The sequence below is a fragment of the Priestia sp. TRM10 genome (assembly GCF_057808375.1).
On the sequence record NZ_JBJZOT010000015.1, the window covers coordinates 1,191,313 to 1,211,421 of the forward strand.

At 37.7% G+C, this 20,109-nt stretch carries 16 protein-coding genes and 1 other annotated feature; of the genes, 2 read left to right on the forward strand and 14 right to left on the reverse strand.

The window, feature by feature from the left end; translation table 11 throughout:
• Nucleotides 1–57: 57 nt before the first annotated feature.
• Entirely contained in the window at nucleotides 58–2,697 is a 2,640-nt protein-coding gene (locus ACK3CR_RS22930) for a valine--tRNA ligase (protein WP_328122473.1), read from the reverse strand.
• Nucleotides 2,698–2,765: 68 nt separating this feature from the next.
• Nucleotides 2,766–3,005 (reverse strand) — a binding site (T-box leader).
• 162 nt (nucleotides 3,006–3,167) lie between these two features.
• On the opposite strand from ACK3CR_RS22930, the gene ACK3CR_RS22935 reads away from it, so the two are divergent.
• On the forward strand, nucleotides 3,168–3,368 hold the full coding sequence (locus ACK3CR_RS22935) for a hypothetical protein (RefSeq protein WP_040056863.1): 201 nt from the start codon (nucleotides 3,168–3,170) through the stop codon (nucleotides 3,366–3,368).
• Nucleotides 3,369–3,375: 7 nt separating this feature from the next.
• Here ACK3CR_RS22935 and ysxE read toward each other — a convergent pair whose 3' ends face one another.
• The 3 genes from ysxE to ACK3CR_RS22950 form a co-directional block, all read right to left on the reverse strand.
• Complete coding sequence (gene ysxE, locus ACK3CR_RS22940) at nucleotides 3,376–4,407, reverse strand: spore coat protein YsxE (RefSeq protein WP_243517384.1); 1,032 nt, start codon at nucleotides 4,405–4,407, stop codon at nucleotides 3,376–3,378.
• Between the two features lie 33 nt (nucleotides 4,408–4,440).
• Nucleotides 4,441–5,730 (reverse strand): LysM peptidoglycan-binding domain-containing protein, encoded by a 1,290-nt coding sequence (locus ACK3CR_RS22945; RefSeq protein ID WP_243517381.1) that lies wholly within the window; start codon nucleotides 5,728–5,730, stop codon nucleotides 4,441–4,443.
• Between the two features lie 299 nt (nucleotides 5,731–6,029).
• The gene (locus ACK3CR_RS22950) at nucleotides 6,030–6,212 is read right to left on the reverse strand and encodes a hypothetical protein (protein ID WP_113749457.1); all 183 of its coding nucleotides are present in this window, start codon (nucleotides 6,210–6,212) and stop codon (nucleotides 6,030–6,032) included.
• A gap of 212 nt (nucleotides 6,213–6,424) precedes the next feature.
• On the opposite strand from ACK3CR_RS22950, the gene mscL reads away from it, so the two are divergent.
• A complete protein-coding gene (gene mscL / locus ACK3CR_RS22955) occupies nucleotides 6,425–6,817 on the forward strand; it encodes a large conductance mechanosensitive channel protein MscL (protein WP_243520707.1) in 393 nt (130 codons plus the stop codon).
• A 17-nt stretch (nucleotides 6,818–6,834) separates the two neighbouring features.
• Here mscL and hemL read toward each other — a convergent pair whose 3' ends face one another.
• The 10 genes from hemL to clpX form a co-directional block, all read right to left on the reverse strand.
• Nucleotides 6,835–8,124, reverse strand: coding sequence for a glutamate-1-semialdehyde 2,1-aminomutase (gene hemL, locus ACK3CR_RS22960; protein WP_243517378.1), 1,290 nt, complete (start codon nucleotides 8,122–8,124; stop codon nucleotides 6,835–6,837).
• Between the two features lie 24 nt (nucleotides 8,125–8,148).
• Nucleotides 8,149–9,120, reverse strand: coding sequence for a porphobilinogen synthase (hemB, locus tag ACK3CR_RS22965; protein WP_488976222.1), 972 nt, complete (start codon nucleotides 9,118–9,120; stop codon nucleotides 8,149–8,151).
• Nucleotides 9,121–9,134: 14 nt separating this feature from the next.
• Nucleotides 9,135–9,926 carry a uroporphyrinogen-III synthase gene (locus tag ACK3CR_RS22970; RefSeq protein WP_243520705.1) on the reverse strand — a complete coding sequence of 264 codons (792 nt, stop codon included), beginning with the start codon at nucleotides 9,924–9,926 and terminating at the stop codon, nucleotides 9,135–9,137.
• A complete protein-coding gene (gene hemC, locus ACK3CR_RS22975; RefSeq protein WP_111921979.1) occupies nucleotides 9,926–10,858 on the reverse strand; it encodes a hydroxymethylbilane synthase in 933 nt (310 codons plus the stop codon). Before hemC ends, ACK3CR_RS22970 begins: the two co-directional genes overlap by 1 nt.
• Before the next feature lie 12 nt (nucleotides 10,859–10,870).
• A complete protein-coding gene (locus ACK3CR_RS22980; protein ID WP_040056868.1) occupies nucleotides 10,871–11,704 on the reverse strand; it encodes a cytochrome C assembly family protein in 834 nt (277 codons plus the stop codon).
• Between the two features lie 14 nt (nucleotides 11,705–11,718).
• Entirely contained in the window at nucleotides 11,719–13,059 is a 1,341-nt protein-coding gene (gene hemA, locus ACK3CR_RS22985; RefSeq protein ID WP_040056869.1) for a glutamyl-tRNA reductase, read from the reverse strand.
• Between the two features lie 367 nt (nucleotides 13,060–13,426).
• A complete protein-coding gene (yihA, locus tag ACK3CR_RS22990; RefSeq protein WP_243517370.1) occupies nucleotides 13,427–14,008 on the reverse strand; it encodes a ribosome biogenesis GTP-binding protein YihA/YsxC in 582 nt (193 codons plus the stop codon).
• The gene (lon, locus tag ACK3CR_RS22995) at nucleotides 14,005–16,263 is read right to left on the reverse strand and encodes an endopeptidase La (RefSeq protein ID WP_243520702.1); all 2,259 of its coding nucleotides are present in this window, start codon (nucleotides 16,261–16,263) and stop codon (nucleotides 14,005–14,007) included. The genes yihA and lon overlap by 4 nt, the downstream gene beginning before the upstream one ends.
• Nucleotides 16,264–16,631: 368 nt before the next feature.
• The gene (lonB, locus tag ACK3CR_RS23000; protein WP_243517367.1) at nucleotides 16,632–18,299 is read right to left on the reverse strand and encodes an ATP-dependent protease LonB; all 1,668 of its coding nucleotides are present in this window, start codon (nucleotides 18,297–18,299) and stop codon (nucleotides 16,632–16,634) included.
• Nucleotides 18,300–18,464: 165 nt separating this feature from the next.
• Nucleotides 18,465–19,730: an ATP-dependent protease ATP-binding subunit ClpX gene (gene clpX / locus ACK3CR_RS23005; protein WP_019391301.1), complete on the reverse strand. Its 1,266-nt coding sequence runs from the start codon at nucleotides 19,728–19,730 to the stop codon at nucleotides 18,465–18,467.
• Nucleotides 19,731–20,109: the final 379 nt, after the last annotated feature.

Genomic DNA, 20,109 nt, shown 5'->3' on the forward strand with positions numbered 1-20,109 from the left:
CTCTTCTGTCCTTTCATGTATAGGAAAGACGAATCTTAAAAAAGATTCGTCTTCTGATTATCCCTTAATTTCTTCAATACGTTTTTTCACAATTTCTCTTTTCTCTACATAATCTTTCTCTTTTTGGCGTTCTTCTTCTACCACTTGTTCTGGCGCCTTGCTCACAAAACGTTCATTGCTTAATTTCTTTTGAACGCGATCTACTTCTTTATTAAGTTTTTCTAGCTCTTTTTCTAAACGAGCAATTTCTTCTTCAATGTTAATAAGTCCTTCAAGCGGTAAAATAAGCTCTGCCCCTGTCACAACAGCTGTCATTGCTTTATCAGGAGCTGTTAAGTCTACATCAATTGTAAGCTCACTTGGATTACAGAAACGCTCAATATACGCCTTATTTTTTGAAAGTTTCTCTTTAATATCTGCGCTATTTGCTTTAATAAGCAGCTTAATTTGTTTGCTCATTGGCGTATTTACTTCAGCACGAATATTACGAACAGAACGAATAATATCAACAAGAAGATTCATTTCCCCAGCAGCTTCTTTGTTTGTTAACTCCTCTTTTACTGTAGGCCAGCTTGCTGTTGTAATTGATTCGCCTTCATGCGGCAAGTTCTGCCAAATTTCCTCGGTAATAAACGGCATAAACGGATGAAGAAGGCGCATTGTTTGATCTAATACATACGCTAAAACAGAACGAGTTGTTTTCTTAGCCTCTTCATCTTCTCCGTAAAGCGGAAGCTTCGCCATTTCAATATACCAATCACAGAAATCATCCCAAATGAAGTTATATAGTGCACGGCCAACTTCCCCAAATTCGTAGCGATCAGCAAGGTTTGTCACACTCTCAATTGTTTCATTTAAGCGTGTTAAGATCCATTTATCCGCTACTGATTTTTCACCTGATAAATCCAGTTCTTCATATTTAATTCCGTTCATATTCATTAGAGCAAAACGTGATGCATTCCAAATTTTATTTGCAAAGTTCCACGTTGACTCTACTTTTTCAAAGCTAAAACGTAAGTCTTGACCAGGAGAGCTTCCTGTTGAAAGGAAGAAGCGAAGTGAATCTGCTCCGTATTTTGCAATAACGTCCATTGGATCAACGCCATTACCTAATGACTTACTCATTTTGCGCCCTTCAGCATCACGTACAAGACCGTGAATAAGAACATCTTTAAATGGGCGCTCGCCTGTGAATTCTACACCTTGGAAAATCATACGAGATACCCAGAAGAAAATAATATCATAGCCTGTTACAAGCGCTGCTGTTGGATAGTAACGCTTAAAGTCTTCTGTTTCTTCTGGCCAACCCATTGTTGAGAAAGGCCAAAGAGCAGAAGAAAACCATGTATCTAATACGTCATTATCTTGTTCCCAGTTTTCAATATCTGCTGGCGCTTCTTCTCCAACATATACTTCACCTGTTTCTTTATGATACCAAGCTGGAATGCGGTGTCCCCACCAAAGCTGACGTGAAATACACCAATCACGAATATTTTCCATCCAGCGTAAATATGTTTTTTCAAAACGATTTGGCACAAAGTTTACTTTGTTTTCTTTCTCTTGAAGTTCTACAGCTGCATCTGCTAAAGGCTGCATTTTTACAAACCATTGTGTTGAAAGGTATGGTTCAACAACTGCTCCACTTCTTTCACTATGACCTACAGAGTGAAGATGCTCTTCAATTTCAAATAGAACGCCTTCTTCTTGCAGATCTTTTACAATTGCTTTTCGACACTCAAAACGGTCCATTCCTTCATACTTCAAAGCTTTCTCATTCATCGTACCATCTTGATTCATAACAAGAATGCGTTCAAGATTATGACGGTTTCCAATTTCAAAGTCGTTCGGATCGTGTGCAGGTGTAATTTTAACAGCTCCTGAGCCAAACTCCATGTCAACATAGTCATCGCCAACAATTTCAATCTCACGGCCTACAATTGGTAAAATCGCTTTTTTACCAATAAGATGCTTATAGCGTTCGTCTTCAGGATGAACAGCAATTGCTGTGTCACCAAGCATTGTTTCCGGACGAGTTGTTGCAATTTCAATATGCCCAGAACCATCTGCAAGAGGATAACGCATATGATAAAACGCACCTTGTACATCTTTATAAATAACTTCGATATCTGAAAGAGCCGTTTTTGTTACAGGATCCCAGTTGATAATATATTCCCCGCGGTAAATAAGTCCTTTATTATAAAGACTAACAAACACTTGACGAACAGCTTTTGATAAACCTTCATCTAATGTAAAACGCTCTTTAGAGTAGTCTAAACCAAGCCCTAGTTTTGACCATTGTGTACGAATATGTGCTGCGTATTCTTCCTTCCATTTCCACGTTTCTTCTACGAATTTCTCACGCCCTAAATCATAGCGAGACTTGCCTTCTTCACGTAGCTTCGCTTCCACTTTAGCTTGTGTCGCAATTCCGGCATGGTCCATCCCTGGAAGCCATAGCACATCATAACCTTGCATTCTTTTCATACGTGTTAAAATATCTTGTAATGTTGTATCCCATGCATGACCTAAATGAAGCTTTCCTGTTACGTTTGGCGGTGGAATGACAATTGTGTATGGTGGCTTATTCTTATCATCTTTTGCTTCAAAAAACTTTCCTTCTAACCAGTATTGATAACGGCCTTCTTCGATCTTTTGCGGATCATACTTTGTCGGCATCGTGTTTTCTTGTTCTGACATTTTATTCCCTCCAGCTAAAGTAAAATAAATAGTATGCAAAAATGCATACAAAAAACTCCTTCCATCTTGAAAAGGACGAAAGGAGTGAAGTTCGCGGTACCACCTTTTTTCAAAAAACGCCACACTTTGGGCGCTTTTGCACTTGAAAAGATAACGGCTTTTCGCCGACTTTTTCTAATAGGACAGAGCCGTTCAAAAAAGCAACTTGCAGGTGACTTTCTAACGCGATTGCTTAAGAAACTTCTCAGCATATAGTCTCTCTCTCTTGAAGCATCTTTCGTTATACTCTTCCTGCGCACTGTATTAGCATTAATTTCGTTTACTTCTATATACTATACAAAAAAATTATAAATCGTCAATAAGCTTCTCCATCTTTTTTCACTTTTATTCCTCATTTTTCACTTTTCTTCTTTAGGCACATTGCCTAAGTGTTCAACATATAGTGTAAAAACATCTGTTATCGTAAGGAGATGAGAAATTTGAAGCAGCGTTTCAATTCTTATTCATTAAAGAAATGGGCCCAGAATGCAGGAGCTGTTTGCTCTCAATTTATTATCCCGCTCACTGTTTTTCAAGCGGTACGTACAATTGTTTTTCCATCTATCCTAGACGTTTTTCTTCTGTTGATTTTTATAGCTATTCTATTATCAATTTATTTTGAATGGATTTAAAAAAGAACTAGCCCTCTTGTTCAGAGGCTAGTTCTGCCATTTCTTTTTGTTTTTCAACTTCTACAATTTTTGTAACAAGTGTTTCAACATTTTTCATGTGCCAGTAGCTTTCCATAAGCATCTTGACGTGATATTGCTCATTATTATTGTTCCGCTGATATCTTTCAAATGCTTTGTAGAAACGTTCAGGGAAAGCTAAATATGCACAAAATAGCCGTTTCTCTGTCTCATTTAAAGGAAAATGGTTTTCATAGTTCTCAAACCACTCATAAACATCTAGATTTTGAAGAGGATATGTTTTTAAAGAGCGATAATAGAAATCTGCTAAATCATATACAGGTGAACCTTCTCTCGCTTCTTCAAAGTTAATAAAATAACCATTTTCATTCTCATCATAAACAAAATGTTTTGTAGAAACCTTACCATGATTAATTACTAAGCGGGTTTTTTCTTCCTCTTTTGCGGTCTCATACCATTTCTCAAATTGTTCTTTTGCAAATGTAAGCGACCTTGTCATTTCATAGTAAAAGGTACAAAAATACAGCTGAAAAGGAGACATATATACCTCCTTTTCGCTTTGTTCTACATATGTTGCCATAGCTGTTTCTCTTTCGTTCCATCGTGAGACAAGCTCTTCATAATGTTTTTCTTTTTCTTTTATATCGATTTTCTCTTCATAAGATGAAAAGGCATGAAGCTCAGCAAGCTCTCGAAACAGCTTATATGGCAATGAATCCTGTTCTTCTCTCCGTTCGTTCAGAAACCAATGTGTCAAATAAAACTGTTCTGACACTTCTTTGGAAAAGTACTGACCTTCTAACGTTGGATAAACAGGCACAAGCTTTGTAAACCCATTTTTTTGTAGCTTTTTCATCTTCTGAACAAAATGGGGATTACGCCAAGAGGAGGATAGCCTTTTAAGCGCAAATACTCCTTTTGGCGTAAATATTTTTTTCACTTTGCCATAGTCTTCAATATAGTTTGCCTGTAAGCCATATTGCTGTAGAAGGGGCCCATATGCTCTTAGACTATTTTCCATTCTTGCCCCACTCTCTTTCTTCCTTTAATTCACTCAGACAGGAATTGTTAAAACCTGACCTTCTGTTACATCTTGTTCATCTTCTAGATTGTTTGCCTGTACAAGCTGATGAACAGGCAGATCGTAACGCCCTGCAATTTGCTCAAGGGAATCTCCTTCTTGAACAATACACATTTTAACGCACGTTTTCGTTTCCTGCTCATCTCTATCAAACAGCTCTGTTAAATAAAGCGTATTTTCTTTACGGTGAGCTTTCGGTTCTTTTGGCTCATCTTCTTCCCTTGTCGATGTAACAACTGTTGGTGAACTGCTTTCAACCTCTTCCTTCTCTTCCACTTTCTCAAGGAGGTCAGCCTCTGAAAGTGGTCTTTCCTCATCTAGGTCTGCTAAGTACAACGCATTGTCCTTACGATGAGTTGTTTCCAACTCTTTCGTCTCAACTTCTTCCCTTACAGATGTAACAGCCGCTGGTGAACTGCTTTCAACAGTTTCCTTCTTCTCTTCCACTTTTTCAGAGGAAACCGGTCTTTCTTGATGGGGTTCTGCAATATTATTTTCTTCCGAAGGAGAATCTTCTTTGCTCAACTGCAAAGGCTCAAATACAGGAGCTTCTTCTTTTTCCTCTGTTTTTTCTCTCTTTACTTCTACTTCAAATGGTTCCTCAATTTCACTTATATCTTCTTCCTCTTCTTCTCGTTCATCTTCTGGAAATTGATAAGGATTCTGAATAGATCGTGAGCTATTTGTAATTCTTTCTGTCCATTCATCCTCTTCTTTTTCTACTTCCTCTTCGCTTGGAGCAGAACGGTACAATGGCTCATATACAAGCTCATCATCTAATTTGCTTTCTTCCTCCAAACTCCCCTCATCTTGCGGAGCTGACTGCTGTGGTTCTGCTGTGGCATCCTCAATGCCTATAATGCAAATATCGGCTGTTAGCTTTAAAGAACGTTGATCAAACAAATCATAATCAAAACTTTCAACATCAACATAAAGCTCTTCTAAGCTCGATATTCTATCTCGTGGAATCGTAATGTCAATTGGAAAACGATGAGCAAATGTTGTAATGCCATCTTCTCTTAACTCAATGGCTTCAATCATTCGCCCTTCTGCTTGGTCACGAATAGAGCTTTCCCCTTCTTTTTGTACATATTCTCCTACAAGCATTAGTGCTCCATAAATGGATACTTGATCTCCAAGTTCATTAGTTGCTACATCAGGAGATAAAGAAATAGATAAAAGCTGATCTACTTCCTGATCAGAACGAAAATAAACAGATTCCTCTACAGAAAAACGTAGGCAAGACAGATTGTCCTTTGACAATGTCTGTTCCTCCTTTCAATTCCCCATTCAATAAGATAAAAGCCATACGGCTCGTTTCACCATTTGATACTTTCCTTGTTGCTATTTCACGCTTCTTAGCGCATAAGATGAAAATCATTTGTCTTTATAGATGTATGAGTAAAAGGTATATTTATGACTAAAAGATACCCCTAACCCTTACACTGCTCTTTTTTCACATAAAAAGAAGCCCTTTTCGTAATGAAAACGGCTCTAGGTAAGTTCATGGAAGGTTTTAAGAAATAGGTTGTGCATCATAACTGTTCCCGCTTGTCCTCTTTCTAAACATCATGAATTGGAATCCCGTATATTTTTAAAATTCTCTTTTTCATTTCTTTTTCCGTAATCAATCCTATCATTCTGGCATGAATCAAATCCTTTTCTCTTTCGGTTAGTTCATTGTTTTTTATATTAAATTCTTTCTTCAATTCAATTATTATATTTTCTAATTTTTGTTTGTCCATTTCGATCCCCCTTTATAAAGAATTTACGTATAGACTTGATTTATCCTTTACTTTTGTTTAACATTCACATGACGTTTTCTTTTAATTACATAGTTTACGATTAAGAAGACAATAGTTATCACTGGACGTATTCGTTTAGAATACTCCTTTGATCTTTGTAATTTTACCCTTATCGGGAGAAACTAACCTAAAAAAGAAGGGAGTGTTGTATGATGTGGACAGAATTTAAAAAGTTCGCTTTAAAAGGAAATGTACTAGACCTAGCTGTTGCTGTTGTAATTGGAGCTGCTTTTGGGAAGATTGTTTCTTCTCTTGTAGATAGCATTATTATGCCACTTGTAGGAATCATCTTGGGCGGATATGACTTTAAAGGATTAAGTGTAAAGATTGGTGATGCCACTGTAGCCTATGGGGTATTTATTCAAAATGTTGTAGATTTCTTTATTGTTGCGTTTGCTATTTTTCTTTTTGTTAAAGGTATTGAGCGGTTTAAAAAGAAAAAGGAGGAAGAGCCCGCTCTTACTCCAGAGCCTGACAGAAAAGAAGAGCTCTTACAAGAAATTCTCATTACACTGCAAAAATCAAAACAAAAGGACAGCCTATAAGGCCGTCCTTTTGTCTTTTATCCACGAATACGTGAAAATGCTTTTTCTGCTGCTTCAATTGTTTTTTCAATGTCTCCATCGCTATGTGCTGTTGATAAAAACATTCCTTCAAACTGAGAAGGAGGAAGGAAGATACCTTCATTTGCCATTTCTCTATAATATGTTGCAAAATACTCAAGATTAGACGTTTTAGCCGTTTCGTAGTTAATAACTTCTTCATTTGTGAAGAAAAAGCCAATCATTGAGCCTGCACGGTTTGCTGTAAAAGGAATGTCATACTTTTTAGCAGCGCTCACAAGACCTTCTTCAAGACGATCTGCTTTGCGATTAAATTGTTCATATGAAAGAGGAGTGAGCTGTGTTAAAGTTTCATAACCACCTGTCATAGCTAATGGATTTCCTGAAAGTGTTCCTGCTTGATAGATTGGACCGCTCGGAGCTACTCTTTCCATAATTTCAGCTTTCCCACCATATGCACCAACAGGCAGACCTCCGCCAATTACTTTTCCAAGACAAGTCAAATCAGGTGTCACACCATAATATCCTTGAGCACAATTATAATCAACCCGGAACCCTGTCATAACTTCATCAAAAATTAAAAGGGAGCCATATTCATTTGTAAGATTACGAAGCCCTTCTAAAAAGCCTTCAACAGGAGGAACAACGCCCATATTCCCTGCTACAGGTTCAACAATTACCCCTGCAATATCCTCTCCAAACTGTTCAAATGCATAACGAACGCTCTCTATATCATTATATGGAACAGTGATTGTATTTTGGGCAATACCTTCTGGCACACCAGGACTGTCTGGTAAACCTAATGTTGCTACACCTGAGCCTGCTTTAATTAAAAGAGAGTCTCCGTGGCCATGATAACAACCTTCAAACTTTAAAATCTTATTTCGATTTGTGTAGCCACGTGCTAGACGAAGTGCACTCATCGTTGCTTCTGTTCCTGAACTCACCATGCGCACAATTTCAATCGATGGCACGCGCTCAATTACAACTTTTGCAAGCTCATTTTCCACAAGCGTTGGTGCACCAAAGCTTGTCCCTGCTTCAGTTACTTTCTTTAAAGCTTCAATAACACGATCGTTTGAATGACCATGAATTAAAGGCCCCCATGATAACACATAATCAATATATTCGTTACCATCAATATCATAAATTTTCGAGCCTTTTCCACGTTCTATAAAAATCGGATCCATGTTTACTGATTTAAACGCACGTACAGGGCTGTTCACCCCGCCAGGCATAAGTTGCTGAGCTTCTAAAAATGCAGCTTTTGATTTTTCATAACTTCTCATTTAATGTGCTCTCCCTTCAATTCACTAGTTTTTTTCACGCAACCATCTTGATGCATCTTTTGCATGATACGTAACAATTAAGTCTGCTCCTGCTCGCTTCATACTAATCAACTTTTCAAGTACAATATCGCGTTCATTTACCCAGCCGTTTGCAGCAGCAGCTTTGACCATTGAGTACTCACCGCTTACATTGTACGCTACAACAGGTACGTTAAATCTGTCTTTTACATCACGGACAATATCTAAGTAAGATAACGCTGGCTTAACGATAAGGAAATCTGCATCCTCATCAACATCTGACTGAGCTTCACGAATAGCTTCTGTACGATTTGCTGGGTCCATTTGATATGTTTTACGGTCACCAAATTGTGGTGTAGAATGCGCCGCATCACGGAACGGACCGTAAAAAGCAGAAGAGTATTTCACAGCATATGACATGATTGGCACATCTTCAAATCCTTCTTCATCAAGGCCATGACGGATTGCCGCTACAAATCCATCCATCATATTTGATGGTGCAATAATATCTGCTCCTGCTTTTGCTTGGCTAACAGCCGTTCTTGCTAAAAGATCAAGTGTTGGATCGTTTAAGATTTTCCCGCCTTCAATAACGCCACAATGTCCGTGATCTGTATATTGACAAAGACAAGTATCTGCAATAACAACCATTTCAGGGAAGTTTTCTTTAATTTGAGAAATAGCTTTTTGAACAATTCCGTACTCATTATATGCTTGTGAGCCAACTTCATCTTTATGAGCTGGAACTCCAAAAACCATTACAGATAAAACACCCAGTTCAACAAGTTCCTCTATTTCTTTGTTTAAATGATCAAGAGAAACATGATACACGTCAGGCATTGAAGAAACTTCACTTCTAATGTTTTCTCCTTCTACAACAAAAATTGGATAAATAAAATCTTCTGGGCGAAGATGATTTTCACGAACTAAAGCTCGCATATTTTCTGAACTACGTAAACGACGATGACGATCAAACATAAGCTGTTCCACGTCTAGTCACTCCCTTTTTTTGAAAAATAATGTATTAATACTTTCATCATACCATCTACAGAAGCCCTGTGCGCAATATGGCGCTCAGAAAAACCGCATGCTTCTGCTCTTTTTCCTGTTACATCTCCAACACACACAAGCGGCAGGTTCCGACCGTTTTCCTTTTGTGCGTATGGAACCAATTCACAAAACGCGTTAACAGCTGATGGGCTCATAAAAGTAATAGCATCCATTTGCTCCTCTTTCACAAGAAAATCAAGCTCTTTCTGCTTGTCCTTGTCAGCCACTGTTTCATATACTGTTATGGTCTCTACTTCTAATCCTTGCTCTTTTAGTCCTTTAGGGATAGTGTCTTTTGCTAGATTTCCACGAACAAAGAGAATTTTCTCTTCCTTTGGCACAACTTTTAAAAGTTCTTCTAAAAGAGCTTCTCCTGTAAACACAGAAGGTTTTAAAATGGAAGAATATCCATGTTCTTTTAGTACCTTTTCTGTCTTGTCTCCAACTACCGCTATCTTTGCTGTAGTTTTTATTTTTTTGTTAACAGATGGATCTTTTAACAAATCAAAAAAAATGGAGACTCCATTTTGGCTTGTAAAAACAAGCCATTGATATTCATGTACATGTCTCAGCGTTTCTTTTACTTTTTCTTTATTTTTTACATGGCGAATTTTTAAAAGAGGCACTACAAGCGGTGTTCCCCCATATTGTTCAATTAACCGAACAAATGGAGCACTCTGCTCTTTTGGGCGCGTAATTAAAATGCGTTTACCAAAAAGAGGAGCTGAGTCCATCACGACTCACCAAGCTCCTCTTTGACTTTATCAATTAACTTTTTTGCACCTTGACTTGATAAAATGCGAGCAGCTTCATGTCCTACCTCTGTTGGATTATTACCGACAACACGCTCTTTATACATTTGTTTCCCGTCTGGTGAAGCAACAAGAGCTGTTAATACAACTTCTTCGCCTTCAAGTGTAGCATAACCTGCAATCGGAACTTGACAGCCACCTTCCATCTTATGAAGAAAAGCACGCTCTGCTGTAACGGTTACACTTGTTTTATAATCATCTAACTTGTGAAGAAGATCCATTAGTTCTTGATCATCTTCTCGACATTCAATCGCTAAAGCACCTTGACCAATTGCAGGAACACAAACTTCTTCATCCATATATTCACTTACAACATCATCAGACCAGCCCATACGCTTTAATCCTGCTGCAGCAAGCACAATTGCATCATAGTCTTCACTTTCTAGCTTTCCTAACCTTGTATCAATATTTCCGCGAATCCATTTAATTTCAAGGTCTGGACGATAGGACAAAATTTGCGCTCCGCGTCTTAAGCTACTTGTGCCGATAATAGCTTTTTCTTTAATATTTGCTAGCCCTTCGCCAGTTTTTGAAATGAATGCATCACGATGGTCTTCACGAACCGGAATGCAGCCAATTGTAAGTCCATCTGGAAGAACAGCTGGCATGTCCTTCATGCTATGAACAGCGAAATCAATTTCTTTATTTAACATTGATTGCTCAATTTCTTTCACAAAAAGACCTTTTCCCCCTACTTTAGATAATGTTACATCTAAAATTTGGTCGCCTCGTGTTACAATCTCTTTAATTTCAAAGTCATAGTTTCCACCAAGCTTTTTCAGCTGTTCAATCACCCATTTTGTTTGTGTTAATGCTAATTTACTTTTTCTTGAGCCAACAACAATTTTCCGCATAAAATCCTCCTACTACGAGTTCCAAAAATGAAAGTTAGATAAACTTCCAAATAAAAAGAAGTTTATTAGTAAAATTAAAAATGAAGCCATATTCCAAAAGGCCATTGATTTTCCTTGCTGTCCCCTACTTATTCTTACATAAAGATAGACGCTATAGACAATAAGTACAAGAAAAGAACCAAGTACTTTTACGTCATACCAATGAAAGTGATCAAGTTTCATATAAGCCCACATAACGCCCAAAAGAAGGGAGAGGAGCAAGAGCGGAAGAGCAACAACATTTAAAAGATAAGAGAGATAATCAAGTCTTGATAAATCTCCAAGCCTTATCAGCCGTTTCCCCCACTTTTTCTTTTTCAAGAGATGATATTGCAGAACATAAAGTGATGAAAAAACAAAAGAAATCGAGAATGCCCCATACGACAAAATTGCCATTGTAATATGAAAAATTAATAACTCTGAAACTAGGCGTTCTCCTTGAACAGTAGAATAGTCTTGCATAGGTACAAAAGTATGTAACGCCATCACAAAAAAACCAATTACATTTGTGAAGAACACAAGAAAATCCACTCTCAAAAAGCGATTGATAAGAAGAGAGAGTGTAATAAGTACCCATGCATAAAAATAGATCCCTTCAAATATCGTTAAGATGGGAAATCTTCCTGTTTCTATCATTCTGAACAGGAGAAAAAACGTTTGTAATACCCAGACAATAGCAAGCAACCAGAAGGCTGTTCGATTCGCCTTCCGGTTGTTAAGTAAAAAATCGATAAAATATAATAGCACACTTATAGCATAAAGTACGACAACAAGCTCATAAATTCTTGTTAAATTGATTTCTACCATTTAACAATCCTTTCTTATGACGGATGTACAATTTCATGAGCAAGGGGCGCTTTTTCTACCTTCTTTTCAATAGTACGTTCATCTTGTACCATATGTTCAATATCAAAAATCTTCATAAATAACTGAAGTGACTCTTCTGCACCTTTCTGACCGGCAAGCTCTTTCGCACTTAAAATTGGATCTTTCAGCAGCTGATTAATAATGCTTTTTGTATGTTTATTTAATACTTTCCGCTCACGTTCTGTCAAATTTGGAAGCTTTCGCTCAATGCTTTTCATTGTTTCACTTTGGATATTGAGCGCTTTTTGACGAAGTGCTGAAATGACAGGAACCACACCAAGCGTTCCAATCCATGTTTTAAATTCTACAACAGCTGCTTCAATCATAATTTCAATTGTCTCAGCTGCCTTCTGACGTTCTTGCAGGTTTGCTTCCACAATACCCTCTAAATCATCAATATCATATAAGAAAACTGTTTCTAGTTCGCTAAGAGACGGATCTAAATCACGTGGAACCGCAATATCTACCATAAAAATCGGGCGACCTTTGCGCAACTTTTCTACTTCTTTCATCGTCTCTTTTGTAATAACATATTCTGTTGCTGATGTTGAACTAATGACGATATCCGCTTCAAGCAAGGCACCTGCAAGGTCTTCAAAACTTCTTGCATTTCCTTCAAAACGCTGTGCTAAGGCTTCTGCTTTTTCCTTTGTACGATTAATAACCGTCACATTGCCAACCCCACTGCCAGATAAATTTTTAGCAGCAAGCTCGCCCATTTTACCAGCACCTAAAATAAGGACGTGCTTTTGTGACAGATTACCAAATATCTTTTTCCCAAGTTCAACAGCTGCATAGCTAACAGACACAGCATTTGCACCGATATCCGTGTAGTGATGTGCTCGTTTTGCAAGTGTCACAGCTTCTTTAAAAAGCTGATTAAATACCGTTCCTGTTGCTCCTTGGCCTTGCGCTGTTAAAAAGCTTGAACGAACTTGACCAAGAATTTGAGTTTCACCTAAAACCATTGAATCTAACCCGCTAACAACACGATATAAATGCTCAATCGCAGCATCATGCTCGTATATTGTTAAATATGGAGAAAGTTCCTCTTTACTTATATTAAACCATTCAGCTAAAAAAGCTTTTACATAATAACGCCCTGTATGCAATTGATCAACAACTGCATAGATTTCTGTCCGATTGCATGTTGACACAATTACGTTTTCTAAAACGCTCTTTTGCTCTTTAAGAACACGCATCGCTTCAGACAGTTCACTATCGTTAAAACTTACCTTTTCGCGAATTTCAACAGGGGCTGTTCGATAATTTAAGCCGATCGCAATAATGTGCATTCTTTTCTGTACCCCCTTAACGTAATGCTCGTATTATCCTTTACTTATTATAACATGTTTCCTTTAGCTCTTTTCATACAAAATGTGAACATTATTTAAAATGATTATAAAGTAATATTTCTTATTATGTAATTAGTTTAGCACACTTTCTTAAATTCTCAACTTTTTTGATTATTAATAGAAAGCGCTAGCATTTATGAGAAGCTCCGTTACTATCTTCTTCGCATAGCTTTATTTTTCCTTTTTCTTTATTGTTTTACAAAAGAAAAAAATTATACAAGAGACCCTTTAATTTTCTAAAGGGTCTCTTGTATAATATAAAATTCCATCACATAATATGCTTGTTTTCTCGTAAAAGCAGACGTTTTTATAGAAAGCTTTTAATAGCATTCCACGCCGTGTCTTTTCCTTGAGCCGTTTCCGACGAGAATAAAATCATTTCATCGCCCTCTTCAAGCTCCAGCGTGTCTTTTACGATTTTTAAATGCTTTTGCCACTTCCCTTTTGGTATCTTATCAGCTTTTGTAGCAATGATAATAACGGAAAGTCCGAAATGCTTTAGAAAATCATACATCATAATATCATCTTGAGTTGGCTTATGACGTACATCTACGATAAGTACAACAGCTTTAAGCTGTTCTCGGTTTGTTAGATACGTTTCAATCATTTTGCCCCATGCTGCGCGCTCTGTTTTTGAAACGCGAGCATATCCATAACCTGGAACATCTACAAAATGTAGAATGTCATCAATATTATAGAAATTTAACGTTTGGGTTTTACCTGGCTTTGAAGATGTACGCGCTAAATTTTTACGATTCAGCATTTTATTGATAAAAGATGATTTCCCCACATTTGAACGCCCTGCAAGTGCAATCTCAGGAAGATGGCCAACGGGGTACTGTGCTGGTTTTACAGCACTTATCACAATCTCTGCGTTTTTTACTTTCATAAACTCTCTCCTACTAATGCGTGCTTTAGCACCTCATCCAAATGAGAAACTGGAACAATTTCAAGGTGCTCCCGCACGCTTTCTGGAATTTCCTCAATGTCCTTCTCATTATCACGTGGAATCAATACTTTTGTCAAACCGGCTCTATGAGCACTAAGCGTCTTTTCCTTTAACCCTCCGATTGGAAGCACGCGTCCTCGAAGTGTAATCTCACCTGTCATTCCTACTTCTTTTCTAACAGGATTGTCTGTTAAAGCTGAAATAAGAGCAGTAGCCATCGTAATACCTGCTGAAGGGCCATCCTTTGGAACTGCTCCTTCTGGAACGTGAACATGAATATCTAACTTTTCATGAAATGAAGGGTCAACTCCTAGCTCATCTGCCCGTGAGCGAATATAGCTAAAAGCAGCTTGTGCCGATTCTTTCATTACATCGCCAAGTTTCCCTGTTAAAATTAATTTTCCTTTACCAGGAGCAGCACTTACTTCAATAGAAAGTGTATCTCCACCAACCGTTGTATAAGCAAGACCTGTTGCAACGCCAACTTGATCTTCTTCTTCAATTTGCCCATAGCGGAAACGTGGTTTTCCTAAGAAATCCTCAAGCGTTTTTGGCGTAACCGTAATTCTTTTTCTCTCTTCTCCAACAATTTGTTTTGCTGCTTTTCGGCAAATAGAGGCTAATGTTCGCTCAAGGCTACGAACTCCCGCTTCTCTCGTATACATGCGAATAATTTTTAGAAAAGCTTCGTCTTTTATATTAAGCTGGGTTTTTCCTAATCCGTGCTCTTTTAGTTGTTTTGGGAAGAGATGACGCTTTGCGATTTCTAACTTTTCTAGCTCTGTATAACCAGCAATATCAATAATTTCCATCCGATCACGAAGCGGACCTGGAATTGTTGCTAAATTATTTGCTGTAGCAATGAAAAGGACATTAGATAAATCATAAGTTTCCTCAATATAGTGGTCACTGAACGTATTATTTTGCTCCGGATCTAGTACTTCTAAAAGAGCTGATGAGGGGTCGCCACGGAAGTCATTCGACATTTTGTCAATTTCATCGAGCAAGAAAACCGGGTTGATTGTTCCTGCCTTCTTCATCCCTTGAATAATACGACCAGGCATTGCTCCAACATATGTGCGTCGATGTCCCCTAATTTCTGACTCATCGCGTACACCGCCAAGAGAGGCTCTAACAAACTGACGGTTAAGAGAAGTAGCGATTGATCTAGCAAGCGATGTTTTCCCAACTCCAGGCGGTCCTGATAAGCAGAGAATTGGACCTCTTAATGATTTTGTCAGCTGCTGAACAGCCAAGTATTCCAGCACGCGTTCTTTCACTTTTTCAAGTCCATAATGCTCGTCATCTAATATTTTTTCTGCTCGTTTAATATTTAAAATATCTTCTGTTTCTTTTGTCCAAGGTAGCGAAATGAGCCATTCAATATAGTTTCTAATTACAGAGCTTTCAGCAGAACTTGCAGGTACTTTTTCATATCGATCAAGCTCTTTTAAAGCAACCTCTTTAATATGATCTGTCATACCGGCTTTTTCAATTTTCTCAAGCAATGAAGACACTTCAGCCGTCTTGCCGTCCTTATCTCCAAGTTCCTTTTGAATTGCCTTCATTTGTTCTCGAAGATAATATTCCTTTTGAGTACGCTCCATTGATTTTTTAACACGCTGACTAATTTTCTTCTCAAGCTGTAAAACTTCTTGTTCGTTATTAATATATTCAATAACTTTTTCTAACCGTTCTTTAACGTCAAGCATTTCTAGAATTTCCTGTTTTTGCTCAACTTTAACAGGAAGATGTGACGTTATAATATCAGCAAGACGTCCAGGCTCATCAATATCTGTTACTGTTGCAAGTGTTTCCTGAGATACTTTTTTAGACAATTTTATGTATTGCTCAAAATACTGTAGCAACGTTCTCATTAAAGCTTCATCTTCTGAAGTTTTTTCATGCTCCTCGGTGTACTGCTCAATATCTACAGAAAACATCTTTTCCTCTTGCTTAAAAGATACAATTTTCGCTCTGTTTAATCCTTCTACGAGAACGCGCATCGTTCCATTTGGGAGTTTTAACATTTGCTTAATTTTCGCTAGTGTTCCTGTATGATAAAAATCTTCTTCGGTTGGTTCATCAATACCCATTTCCTTTTGTGAAACAAGAAAAATGAGGTGATCTTCTATCATTGCTGTTTCTAAAGCTTGCACAGATTTATCTCGACCAACATCTAAATGAAGAACCATTGTTGGATATACAAGCAAGCCTCTTAGTGGCAGAAGCGGAACTGTTGTTGTTTGTTTGATTGCCACTTTTCTACACCTCCATCTAAGCTATTCGGTTAAAGGGGAGTCTTGTATTATAGGAAGAAAGCCTTCACTTTATTCCACTATTTACTACATTAATGTAATAAAAAATATTTTTTCTCCATAAAATTAACCGAAAATTCAATACGTATAGTCTTTCAACAATTCTATCTTATTTAAAAAACATTGTCTAATCTAAAACATTGTCTCTTCCTTATTGTGAGCCTTTCTTATGGAGAACATGTAAAACATCTCCTCTTATTTTCAGAAAAAGAGGCTTTATCCTTTTAGGGACAAAGCCTCTTTTTTTACATTGATTCACGTTTTGGAAGTGACACATCTTCTTCGCGATTCAAAAGAGGATGAGCCGTTTTAACTAATGTTAGAGCTAGAACTTCTTTAATGTGTGTAACTGGGATAATTTCAATCCCCTTTATTTCTTCTAAAAGTGAGTTCATGTTTTCCTTTGGAATAATGACTGTTTCCACTCCTGCCTGCATTGCAGCTTTCACTTTTGCGACAACGCCACCAATTGGCTTTACTTTCCCGTGAAGACCAATTTCTCCTGTCATTGCTATCGTATGCTTAACAGGGACATTGTAAATGGCCGAATAGATTCCCGTAGCCATCGCGATGCCAGCTGAAGGCCCATCAATAGGAATTCCTCCTGGAAAGTTTACGTGAATATCGTATTCACTTTCTTCCATCCCCATTGTACGGAGAACCGTAATAACATTTTCAATGGAACTTCTCGCCATACTTTTGCGACGAATCGATTTTCCACTTCCTCCAATGCTTTCTTCTTCCACAATTCCTGTAATATTGATTTTTCCTTTATCTTTGCTTTTTAGTGCCGTCACTTCAATGTCTAACAAAGCACCAGAATTTGGACCGTACACTGCAAGTCCATTCACAATTCCAACTTGCTCTTTTTGCCCTATCTTTGGATCAAGGCGTGGGGACATTTGACTTGAATGAATAACCCATTCCATATCGCTATCTTCAATTTCTTTCTTATCAGCAGAAATAGCCACTCCTGCTGCAATTTGAATCATATTAACAGCTTCACGCCCGTTTCTTGCATATGTAGCTAATAGCGATAAGGAATATTTACTAATTGGCATCCCAACTTTATCTGCAGCCTTTTTGGCTACCGTTTCAACTTCACTTTTTTCAAGCTCTCTAAAGAAAATTTCTAAACAGCGAGAACGTATTGCCGGAGGAATTTCATCAGGTGTTCTAGTTGTGGCTCCAACTAGACGAAAGTCAGCCGGTAATCCATTTTGAAAGATATCATGAATATGTGTTGGAATTTGATTATTTTCTTCACTATAATATGCACTTTCTAAAAATACTTTTCGATCTTCCAGAACTTTTAGCATTTTATTCATTTGAATTGAATGAAGTTCCCCAATCTCATCAATGAACAACATGCCTCCGTGAGCGTGAGTAACAGCTCCTTGTTTTGGTTGAGGAATCCCTGCTTGGCCCATCGCCCCTGCTCCCTGATAAATGGGGTCATGAACAGAACCAATAAGAGGATCTGCAATTCCACGCTCGTCAAAGCGTGCTGTTGTAGCATCAAGTTCAACGAAAACAGCATCTTGCTTAAATGGTGACTTTGTATTCTTTTTTGCTTCTTCTAATACGAGGCGAGCCGCAGCCGTTTTCCCCACTCCAGGAGGGCCATATATAATAACATGCTGTGGATTTGGACCGCATAGGGCAGCTTTTAGTGAACGAATGCCGTCTTCTTGACCAACAATGTCTTTAAAAGTAGCAGGTCTTACTCGTTCTGCTAGCGGTTCTGTTAAAGAAATAGAGCGAAGTCTCCTTAACTGTTCCATTTCTTTTTTGGATTCCCGATCAATGGACACTTTTTGTGTACGTTGATTGCGCAATAAGCTCCAAAAGTACAGCCCAATAATAATGCCAAAAAACAGCTGTACAAGGATAATGATATTTGTCCAACTCATAAAGTGACCTCCTGCATGTTTTGTAAGTTTACATGCTAGTATCTCCTTGTCAAAGTTGGAATAAACCGTTTAAATTGAAAAAAAGAAGAGGAATTCCAAATGAGTTGGAATTCCTCTTCTTCGTTTTATAACAAAAAAGTAAGCTAAAAAGCTTTCTTCTCTTTATTAAGCTGATGTTTTGCTACCTTTTTGAACTGTTGAACCATCCTTTAAAACAAGTTTTGGCTCACCTTCTTCACGAACAGCTTCACCTGTAATGACACATTTATCAATGTCTTCACGTGAAGGAAGGTCAAACATTACATCAAGCATTAAGCCTTCAATAATTGAACGAAGTCCACGAGCACCTGTTTTACGTTCAATTGCTTTGCGAGCAATTTCTTTCAATGCTTCATCTTCGAACTCAAGATTAACATGATCAAGTTCAAGCATTTTTTGATACTGCTTCACAAGAGCATTTTTCGGCTTTGTTAAAATTTCAACGAGTGCGCCTTCATCAAGTTGTTCAAGACTTGCAATAACCGGAAGACGACCGATGAATTCTGGAATTAATCCAAATTTCAGTAAATCTTCTGGCAATACGCTTGTTAGAAGATCTTTTTGTTCTGCTTCAGGTTTTTTCGCTTCAGAACCGAATCCAATAACTTTCTTGCCTAAACGACGCTTAATAATTGGTTCAATTCCGTCAAATGCACCACCACAGATGAAAAGAATATTTGTTGTATCAATTTGAATGAACTCTTGGTGTGGATGCTTACGGCCACCTTGTGGTGGAACGCTCGCAACTGTGCCTTCTAAAATTTTAAGAAGAGCTTGTTGTACACCTTCACCAGATACGTCACGCGTAATTGACGGATTTTCTGATTTACGAGCTACTTTATCAATCTCATCAATATAGATGATTCCTTTTTCAGCACGCTCAACGTCATAGTCAGCTGCTTGGATAAGTTTTAGTAAGATGTTTTCTACATCTTCCCCTACATATCCAGCTTCTGTTAATGATGTTGCGTCAGCAATTGCAAATGGAACATTTAAAATACGAGCAAGCGTTTGTGCTAGAAGTGTTTTACCACTTCCTGTTGGTCCAATCATTGCAATATTACTTTTAGCAAGTTCAATGTCATCAATCTTGCTATTTGAATTTACTCGTTTATAGTGATTGTAAACGGCTACAGATAAAGAGCGCTTCGCAGCATCTTGGCCGATTACATATTCGTCTAAAATATCGCAAATCTCTTTCGGTTTTGGAACATCTTTGAACTCTACTTCTTCTTCCGTGCCTAGCTCTTCTTCCACGATTTCAGTACAAAGTTCAATACATTCGTCACAAATGTAAACTCCAGGACCTGCAACAAGCTTACGAACTTGGTCTTGTGTTTTACCACAGAAAGAGCATTTTAGTTGTCCCTTTTCTTCGTTAAACTTAAACATCGTGTCACCCCTTATATTGTTTAATAAACACACCTTCCAGCTTCCGAGCCTTCTGCGCTATGTACGCACTGTAACACACGTGTGAGTAAAATGCGAGAAATAAGTTTTAAGAAGCCTAAAAGAACAAAACAGAAGGATAAACCCATTTCTTAGCTGACTAAAAGACAACTTTTGCTGCTAGTGAGAGTTTTTACTGCATTTTACCATAAAACTCTGCAGTTTGAATACAAAAACACTCGTTATGTAAGTAATTATTAGACTTTCCTAATCAGACCTCTGATATGTAGCATGTTGATAAATTTGTTAACGTTATGATATGCATATGGATTCCTTCTTATTGCTAAAAGTTCTTTAAAAGGGTCTTTATTTTTATAAAGCA